Here is an 8843-nt window from a genome sequence, read left to right as displayed (position 1 = left end):
GGTTCTTCGGTTCCGAGGAGGCGGCGGCCGAGCGGCTCGTCGACGCGGCGGCCGCCACCGGGGTGGAGGCGCAGATCGGCATCGCCGACGAGTTGTCCACGGCGGTGATCGCCGCCCGGCGCGGCGCCATCGTGCCCGCCGGGGCGGGTGCGCGGTTTCTCGCGCCGATGCCGGTGCGCGAGCTCGCGGTCGAGCCGAGCCTGGCCGCGCCGGAGCGCGAAGATCTGGTGGATCTGTTGCACCGCTTGGGTTTACGCCGCATCGGTGATTTCGCCGCGCTGTCGCCCGCCGAGGTCGCCTCGCGGTTCGGCGCCGATGCCGTGCTGGCGCACCGGTGCGCGCAGGCCCAGCCGGAGCGCCCACCCTCCGCGCGGCAACCACCCAAGGATCTGACGGTGCAGTATCCCTGCGACCCGCCGATCGAACGGGTCGATGCCGCCGCCTTCGCGGGCCGCATGCTCGCCGCCCAACTGCACGCCGAACTGTCGAACGCGGGCCTGGCCTGCACCCGATTGTCGATATACGCGGAAACCGATGCAGGGGAGGAGCTTTCGCGGATCTGGCGGTGTGCCGAACCGCTGACACCGGACGGTACCGCCGACCGGGTGCGCTGGCAGCTGGACGGCTGGCTCACCCGGCGCGACCGGCCCACCGCGCCGATCACCCTGCTGCGCCTGGAACCGGTCGAGGTGGTGGCGGCGGGTGCGCTGCAGCTCGGACTGTGGGGTGGTGTCGGCGAGGAGGAGGAGCGGGCCCGCCGCGCGCTGGTCCGGGTGCAGGGTCTGCTCGGTGGCGAAGCGGTGCGGGTCGGCGTGCTCAGCGGCGGCCGCGGGCCCGTCGAGCGCATCACGCTGGTCGCGCTCGGTGACGAACCCGTGCCCGCCGCCGACCCGGCCCAGCCGTGGCCGGGCCGGTTACCCGAGCCCGCCCCCGCGCTGCTTCTGCTCAATCGGCCGCAGGTCCGTCTGGAAGCGGTGGACGGCACGCCGATCCAGGTCACCGAGCGCGCCCTGTTCAGCGCCGACCCGGCCCGCCTGCACTGGGGCAGCAGGCAGTGGCGGCTGACCGGGTGGGCGGGGCCGTGGCCGGTGGACGAGCGCTGGTGGGTGCCGGAGCCGACCGAGAACACCGACGCCCCAACCACTTTCACCGCACGCGCGCAGGTCCAGCTGGACGGTGCGCCGCCCGACGTCCGGGTGCTACTGCTCGTCTACCACGACGAGATCTGGCGCGCCGAAGGACTTTACGACTGAGCGGGCCGCGACCACACCGTCGCCATGGTGAAGGGCTGTCCGCGCAGATCCCGCCACTTCGGCTTGGCCGCGAGCCAGGTGTCGTCGATCAGCGTCTCGGTGAGCTCGGCGAGCACCCAGCCCGCGTCCAGCGCCGCCGTCACATGCTCGCTGAGCAGGTGCAGGTTCGTGCTGATCGACACCGGCTCGCCACCCTGGGGCGTGTAGTGCGTCGGCATCCCGGTCGTCATCATGAATTGCGGATGGAAGCTGACCAGGACGCACAGCGCGCCGGGCGCGGCCAGCCGCCACGCCTCGGCGTAGAACGGCGCCAGCTCGGGCAGGTGCTCATCGATCAGTGAGGCGATCACCAGGTCGTAGCTGCCGTCGGCCAGCCCGGTGGCGCGCACGTCCGCCTGGGTGAGTGTGGTGTGTGCCCCGCGCGCCGCGGCCCGCTCCAGCATCCCCGCGCTCACATCGACACCGTCGATATGGGAAACCCCCTGCGTGCGCAGCCAGGCGCCGGTCCGCCCCGTCCCGCACCCCAGGTCGGCGGCGCGGCGCACCCGCGACCACTCCGGACGCCGCAGCCGGGCCAGCAGCGCGAGATCCATCTCGTCCATGACGGTCTGCTCGTAGGTCGGCGCCCATCCGTCGTATCCGGTGGCCACATCGACGGTGCGGTAGTTTCGGCGGTCGTAATCCGCGAATGACGGCATGCGCGGAGTATTTCGCGGCCCACCGGGATTCGCCAGACAATTTCGGCTGCCTGCTCCACGAGACCATCGCGATTGCGCCCGAGTCGTGCGCTCGACACGCGGGCGGCGAAAGGTGTGCGACCTACGATGTGGTGCCCGGCTCACGTGATCCGTGCGACAAGTCGCAGGTCGGAAGATGACAACCCCAGTACTCTCGAAGATCGTGGATCTCGCGGTAACCAGACTTGCCTTCGGTGACGTGCGGATCGCCTACCGGGATTCCGGGGCGACCGCAGGTGCCGACGTGCCCGTGGTCCTGGTGCACGGCATGGGCGGGGACGGGCACACCTGGGACCGCTTCGCCCGCGCGCTGGTGCAGGCGGGCCGCCGGGTCATCATTCCCGACCTGCGTGGCCACGGCCGCAGCTCACACACCGACTCGTACCGATTCGACGAATTCGGCGCCGACGTACTGAAACTGTGCGACCGACTGGAACTGTCCACGGTCGATCTGGTCGGACACTCGCTGGGCGGCTACGCCGTCTCCTGCGTCGCGCAGGAGCGCCCGGAGCTGGTGCGCCGCCTGGTCATCGAGGAGTGCCCGCTGCCGCTGCAGTCCGGCGCCGAAGAACTGCGGCTGACCCGCCGTTTCCCGACCGTGCCCGAACTGTGGCACGCCACGAGCAGCCTGGCCAGGCATCCGCGCGCGGTACTGGCCTTCGACCGGTCCATGACCAGGACTGCGCTGGAACAGTTCCGCAAACCGAATCCGGAGTGGTGGGACCGGCTCTCCGACATCACCGCGCGGACGCTGGTGCTGCGCGGCGGCCCCGGTGGCATGGTCGATCCGGCGAAGCTGGCGCTCATGCGCGCCGCCATCGCCGACTGCACGGTCACCGCCTTCGCCTGCGGGCACAGCATCCATCGCGACCGCTACCGCGACTTCGCGGCCGCCGTTCATCCTTTTCTCGCAGCGTGAACACCGGCTTCGAGGGGATGCTCTGCTCCGCCGCCGCGACACAAACCCCGCTGGCCGGCAGCGCCACCGAGGTGACCGGCTGGTTGTGCATCGAGCACCCCGGTGCCTGGGGTCGCGATGTGATCGGCGACGAGGTGCTCGGCCCGGAGATCACGCCGGAGCTGGCGGCGCGGACCGCCGCCGCGCGCGTGCGCCCGACCTTGATCCGGCGCCCTGGCCGTAATGAATTCACCGGCACCCGAACGGTTTTGATCGCCAGTTCGCGACCGACGGGTTCCTGGTGCGAGCGTTTCGAGATCACCGATCTGAAGCAACTGCTCGATGTCGACCTGAATCTGCTGGCCGGTCCGCCACCCGGAATCGGTGTGCTCGTTGATGATCCGCTGGTGCTGGTCTGCGCGCACGGCAAACGCGACCAGTGCTGCGCGCTGCTCGGCCGCCCGATCGCCGCGGAACTCGCGACGAAATACCCTGGGCAGGTGTGGGAGTGCTCGCACACCGGCGGTCACCGCTTCGCGCCCGCCTTGGTGCTGCTGCCGTCCGGGCTCACCTACGGGCGGCTCGACACCGCCTCCGCCGCGGAGATGGTCGAAGCCGCCCGGCGCGGCGCGGTCTCGAACACCGGCCTGCGCGGCCGCAGCTGCTACTCGCCGGCCGAACAGGTCGCGGAAGTCGCGGTGCGCGAACAGGTTTCCGCCGCCGTCGACGATCTCACGGTCGCCCTCGACAACGACACCGCCGCGCTGGTCACCCACCGCGACGGCCGTCGTTGGCGGGTTACCGTGCGCACCATTGCTTTTCCGGCGCGTCAACCCAGCTGCAATGCCGCTCCCAAGCCGGTGACCGCCCTGGCGGTCGACACGATCCAAGCTTTACCTGTCGCCTGACCGCGACGCCACGGAGCGTGCCGCGGGATTACCAGTGGGTGCCGGGGACCCAGCGGGCGGCGCGGCGCAGGGCGGTGCCGGTGACCCGGCGGGCCGCCGAGCGCGGGCGCGGGACAGGTTGGGGGACAGCGGGTTCCGCGGCTTCTTCGGTGTCTTCCACCTGCTCGCCCTTGGCGGCGGGGGAGTCCGGCAGGGCACGGTAGTAGCGGTGCAAAATGCGGTCGCGGAACTTGGGGGTGAGCAGGGCGCCGTATTCGGCGAAGGTGCCCAGCGGCACGTCGATGCGCTTGGGGCGTTCGGTCAGCGCGCGCACGATGGTCGCGGCCGCCCACTCGGGGGATTCGCTTGGACCCTGGTCGCCGCTCGGGGTGATCATCGGGGTGCGCACCAGCGGCATGTGGATGGTGGTGAAGGTGACGCCGTCGGCCATGGTCTCGACCGAGGCCACCTCGGCGAACTTGTCCAGCGCCGCCTTGCTGGCCAGGTAGGCCGCGAAGCGCGGCGTCGCCACCTGCACGCCCGCGCTGCTGATGTTGACGATGTGGCCGAACTTGCGCTCGCGCATCTGCGGCAGCAGGGCCAGCGTCATCCGCAGCGCGCCGAAGTAGTTGACCGCCATGGTGCGTTCGAAGTCGTGCAGCCGGTCGGTGGAGCGGTGGATGGCGCGGCGGATGGACCGGCCCGCGTTGTTCACCAGCATGTCGACGTGGCCGTGCTCGTCGAGAATGGTCTTCACGACGTGGTCCACCGAGTCGGAATCGGTGACGTCGCACTGGTATCCGTAGGCGCTGCCGCCCGCGGCCTTGATCTCGTCGACCACCGAGGCGAGTTCGTCGGCGCGGCGGGCGAGCAGGAACACGGTGGCGCCCTTGCCCGCGACGGCGATCGCCGCCGCCTTGCCGATCCCGGAGGAGGCGCCGGTGATGAGAACATGCCGACCCGTGATGTCGCGGCTGCGACGGCCGCGCCGGGTCTCGGGCAGGCCGGCGTCAGCTGATGCGTCAGTCATCGCTGCTCCTTTGCAGTTCGGTTGGCATGAACTTACTCCGAAGTAAGTTTACCCGCCAAGTGGCACTGCTCACTTTTCGGGGCCGGGGTCGAGGTGGTGAACACGGGTCGAACAGCCTCTCGAAATCTATCGAACATATGTGCGATACTCGGCGCATGGCGGACGATCGGATGGCGGACATCTTTGCCGCGGTGCGGCTCGGTGGTGGGGACCGAGCGGCGGCGCGACAGGCGCTGGAGAAGTTGTGGGACGAGATCGGTGAGGGCGGTGATCCCTTGCACCGCTGCGTGATCGCGCATCACCTAGCCGATCTACAGGACACCGCCGCCGACGCGCTCCTCTGGGACCGGCGGGCGCTCGCCGCGGTGTTCGGCCCCGGCATCCCGCTGGACGAAGGGCTCCGCAGTTTCCTGCCGTCGCTGTACCTCAACCTGGCCGACAGCCACCGGCGAGTCGGCGACTTCGAAGCCGCCCGCATGCAGCTGGCCATCGCCCGCGGGCACCTCGATGTGCTCGCCCACGACGCCTACGGCGCCCTGATCCGCGCGGGCCTCGACGATGTCGAAGCGGCGCTCGCCGAGGGCTCGACGGCGCCCCTGCCGACCAGCTGACGTATGAGGAGGTGAGCCGCGGTGGGGTGGAGCAACGGTCCCCCTACCTGGTCCGAGCTGGAGCGGGTGCTGTCGGGGCGGCCCGGCCGGACGAACCCGGACGCGATGTACCCCGGCGACGGCGGCGACAGCCCGGCCTGGTCCCGCAAGCGCGGGGAGTACCTGGCCGAGCCTGCGCTGCCCGCCGCCGGGCCGACGGTGCCGTACGCGGAGCTGCACACGCACTCGGCCTACAGCTTCCTCGACGGCGCGAGCCAGCCGGAGGAGCTGGTGGAGGAGGCCGTGCGGCTCGGCCTGGAGGCGATCGCGCTCACCGATCACGACGGCTTCTACGGCACCGTGCGGTTCGCGGAGGCGGCCAGGGAATGCGGTATGCCGACGGTCTTCGGGGCCGAGCTGTCGCTGGGCACGCAGGCGGAGTCGACCGCGCGCCGCGGACCTGCGACCACTCCGGATTCCATGCCTCGCACCGGATCTCCCGATCCCGCCGGACCACATCTGCTGGTGCTGGCTCGCGGCCAAGAGGGCTATCGCCGGTTGTCGCGGGAGATCGCGGCCGCCCACATGGCGGCAGGGGAGAAGGGCATCCTCCGCTACGACTTCGACGCGCTCTCCGCGGCCGCCGAGGGACACTGGCAGATCCTGACCGGTTGCCGGAAGGGCCATCTGCGTCAAGCGCTCGAACATGACTTACGTTCGGGCAGTACGCGTCTCGTGCGCTCCGAGGCCGCGCTGCGCGACCTGACGGAGCGGTTCGGCGCCGACCGGGTGAGCGTGGAACTCACCCACCACGGCATCCCGGAGGACGACGAGCGCAACGCCCACCTCATCGCCTTGGCCGACCGCCTCGGGCTGCCCGTATTGGCCACCACCGGAGCGCATTTCGCCGGGCCGGGCCAGCGCCGCCGGGCCATGGCGCTCGCGGCGATCAGGGCCAGGCAGAGCTTGGACGAGATCGCCGGCTGGCTGGCCCCCGCCGGCGGCGCGCACCTGCGCTCCGGCGCGGAGATGGCGCGGCTGTTCGCCGACTGCCCGCAGGCGGTGCGCAACGCGGTCGCGCTGGCCCGCGAATGCGCCTTCGACCTGAAGCTGATCGCGCCGAAGCTGCCGCCGTTCGACGTGCCCGCGGACCACGACGAGAAGTCCTGGCTGCGGGCACTCACCCTCGCGGGCGCCGCGGCGCGCTACGGCCCGCCGGAGCGAAACCCGCAGGCGTACCGGCAGATCGAGCACGAGCTCGCGGTGATCGACGAGCTGGAGTTCCCGGGCTACTTCCTGGTCGTGCACGACATCGTCACCTTCTGCAAGGACAACGACATCCTGTGCCAGGGTCGTGGCTCGGCGGCCAACTCGGCCGTCTGCTACGCGATCGGCATCACCAATGTCGACCCGGTCAGCAACAACCTGCTGTTCGAACGCTTCCTCTCGCCGGAGCGCGACGGACCACCCGATATCGATGTCGACATCGAATCCGACCGCCGCGAGGAGGCCATCCAGCACGTCTACACCAAGTACGGCCGCGAGTACGCCGCGCAGGTGGCCAATGTGATCACCTACCGCGGCAAGTCCGCGGTCCGCGATGCCGCACGCGCACTGGGCTTTTCGCCGGGGCAGCAGGACGCGTGGAGCAAGCAGGTGAGCCGGTGGACCGGCGTCGGCAGCGAGACCGGCACCGACATCCCGGCCGAGGTACTCGGACTGGCCGCCGAAATCGAAGGACTGCCAAGGCATCTCGGTATCCACTCCGGCGGCATGGTGATCTGTGACCGCCCCATCGCCGACGTCTGCCCGGTGGAGTGGGCGCGGATGCCCGGCCGCAGCGTGTTGCAGTGGGACAAGGACGATTGCGCCGCCATCGATTTGGTGAAGTTCGACCTGCTCGGTCTCGGCATGCTCTCCGCGCTGCACTACATGATCGACCTGGTACGCGAGCACACCGGCGAGATCGTCGAGCTGCACAAGCTCGATCTGAAGGAAGCCGCCGTCTACGAGATGCTCTCGCGCGCCGACTCGGTGGGTGTGTTCCAGGTGGAGTCGCGGGCCCAGATGGCGACGCTGCCCCGGCTGAAGCCGCGCGAGTTCTACGACCTGGTGGTGGAGGTGGCGCTGATCCGGCCCGGCCCCATCCAGGGCGGTTCGGTGCACCCCTATATCCGGCGCCGCAACGGCGCCGAGCCGGTGACCTACGACCATCCGGCGCTGGAGAATTCGCTGGCCCGCACGCTCGGTGTGCCGCTGTTCCAGGAACAGCTCATGCAGATGGCCGTCGACGTCGCGGGCTTCACCGCCGCCGAGGCCGACCAGCTGCGCCGCGCGATGGGCTCCAAACGCTCACCGGAGCGCATGGAAGGTCTCAAGGAACGCCTCTACCGTGGCATGCGCGAGCTGCACGGGATCACCGGCGAAGTCGCCGACCGGATCTACGAGAAGCTGTACGCCTTCGCGAATTTCGGTTTCCCGGAGAGTCATTCGCAGAGCTTCGCCTCGATCGTGTTCTATTCGTCGTGGTTCAAGCTGCACCACCCCGCGGCCTTCTGCGCCGGTCTGCTGCGGGCGCAGCCGATGGGCTTCTACTCCCCGCAATCCCTGGTCGCCGACGCTCGCAGGCACGGCGTCGTGGTGCACGGCCCCGACATCAACGCCAGCCGCGCCGAACCGACGCTGGAGCAGGAGGGCACCCAGGTGCGCCTCGGCCTGGCGGCGGTCCGGCACATCGGTGACGACCTCGCCGAAAAGATCGTCGCCGCACGGGATCAGGGTCCGTACACCTCCTTCCTCGACCTGACCGGGCGCGTGGAACTCACTGTCGTGCAAGCGGAATCACTCGCCACCGCGGGTGCCCTCGGCGGTCTCGGCAGCACCCGGCGCGAAGCCCTCTGGGCGGCGGGCGCCGCCGCGGGGGAACGCGCGGATCGGCTGCCCGGTACCGGCGCCGCCACCACCGCCCCCGTGCTGCCCGGCATGAGCGACCTCGAACTGGCCGCCGCCGACGTCTGGGCCACCGGCGTCTCGCCGGGCAGCTATCCCACCGAGTTCCTGCGCCCGCAACTCGACGCGCTCGGCGTGATTCCCGCCGCCGGGCTGCTCGCCGTGCGGGACGGGTCGCGCGTGCTGGTGGGCGGCGCGGTGACGCACCGGCAACGTCCCGCCACCGCCGCGGGTGTCACCTTCCTCAATCTGGAAGACGAGACCGGCATGGTGAACGTCGTCTGCTCGGTCGGGCTGTGGGCTCGCTATCGCCGCCTGGCGCAGAGTGCGCCCGCCCTGCTCATCCGCGGTCGGGTGCAGAACGCCGAGGGGGCGGTCAGCATCGTCGCTGAACACCTGCGGCGGTTGGATCTGCGCGTCGACTCCAAGTCGCGCGACTTCCGCTGAGCCCATGAAAAACTCGTCTTCCTCCCCGGATATCACCGCCATAGGATGAGGC

Annotated in this window: 7 protein-coding genes; 5 read left to right on the top strand and 2 right to left on the bottom strand. The window is 70.4% G+C overall.

Going from position 1 to position 8843, the window contains the following annotated elements; translation table 11 throughout:
- On the top strand, positions 1-1253 hold a 1253-nt coding region (locus NN4_RS08335; protein WP_147129370.1), incomplete at its 5' end, for a DNA polymerase Y family protein.
- Here NN4_RS08335 and NN4_RS08330 read toward each other — a convergent pair.
- Positions 1244-1951 (bottom strand): class I SAM-dependent DNA methyltransferase, encoded by a 708-nt coding sequence (locus NN4_RS08330; protein ID WP_147129369.1) that lies wholly within the window; start codon positions 1949-1951, stop codon positions 1244-1246. The two genes, NN4_RS08335 and NN4_RS08330, sit on opposite strands and share 10 nt — an antisense overlap.
- A gap of 175 nt (positions 1952-2126) precedes the next feature.
- Between NN4_RS08330 and NN4_RS08325 the strand changes: the two genes are divergently transcribed.
- The gene (locus NN4_RS08325) at positions 2127-2909 is read left to right on the top strand and encodes an alpha/beta fold hydrolase (RefSeq protein WP_246180771.1); all 783 of its coding nucleotides are present in this window, start codon (positions 2127-2129) and stop codon (positions 2907-2909) included.
- A 17-nt stretch (positions 2910-2926) separates the two neighbouring features.
- Positions 2927-3796, top strand: coding sequence for a ferredoxin family protein (locus NN4_RS08320; protein WP_147129379.1), 870 nt, complete (start codon positions 2927-2929; stop codon positions 3794-3796).
- A 28-nt stretch (positions 3797-3824) separates the two neighbouring features.
- On the opposite strand, the gene NN4_RS08315 is transcribed toward NN4_RS08320, so the two are convergent.
- Complete coding sequence (locus NN4_RS08315; protein WP_147129368.1) at positions 3825-4805, bottom strand: SDR family NAD(P)-dependent oxidoreductase; 981 nt, start codon at positions 4803-4805, stop codon at positions 3825-3827.
- Positions 4806-4960: 155 nt separating this feature from the next.
- On the opposite strand from NN4_RS08315, the gene NN4_RS08310 reads away from it, so the two are divergent.
- Both NN4_RS08310 and NN4_RS08305 read left to right on the top strand, forming a co-directional pair.
- A complete protein-coding gene (locus tag NN4_RS08310) occupies positions 4961-5416 on the top strand; it encodes a hypothetical protein (protein WP_147129367.1) in 456 nt (151 codons plus the stop codon).
- A 21-nt stretch (positions 5417-5437) separates the two neighbouring features.
- The gene (locus tag NN4_RS08305) at positions 5438-8791 is read left to right on the top strand and encodes an error-prone DNA polymerase (RefSeq protein WP_147129366.1); all 3354 of its coding nucleotides are present in this window, start codon (positions 5438-5440) and stop codon (positions 8789-8791) included.
- Positions 8792-8843: the final 52 nt, after the last annotated feature.

The organism is Nocardia ninae NBRC 108245 (assembly GCF_007990755.1).
Classification (GTDB): Bacteria; Actinomycetota; Actinomycetes; order Mycobacteriales; family Mycobacteriaceae; genus Nocardia; species Nocardia ninae.
Note: the sequence above shows the minus strand (reverse complement) of the source record. Positions and strands in the feature narration are given on the sequence as shown.

Excerpts from the sequence above, each read along its gene's own strand:
- NN4_RS08320 (WP_147129379.1), top strand. The coding sequence starts at position 2,927 with ATGCTCTGCTCCGCCGCCGCGACACAAACCCCGCTGGCCGGCAGCGCC.
- NN4_RS08310 (WP_147129367.1), top strand. The coding sequence starts at position 4,961 with ATGGCGGACGATCGGATGGCGGACATCTTTGCCGCGGTGCGGCTCGGT.
- NN4_RS08325 (WP_246180771.1), top strand. The coding sequence starts at position 2,127 with ATGACAACCCCAGTACTCTCGAAGATCGTGGATCTCGCGGTAACCAGA.
- NN4_RS08315 (WP_147129368.1), bottom strand. The coding sequence starts at position 4,805 with ATGACTGACGCATCAGCTGACGCCGGCCTGCCCGAGACCCGGCGCGGC.
- NN4_RS08330 (WP_147129369.1), bottom strand. The coding sequence starts at position 1,951 with ATGCCGTCATTCGCGGATTACGACCGCCGAAACTACCGCACCGTCGAT.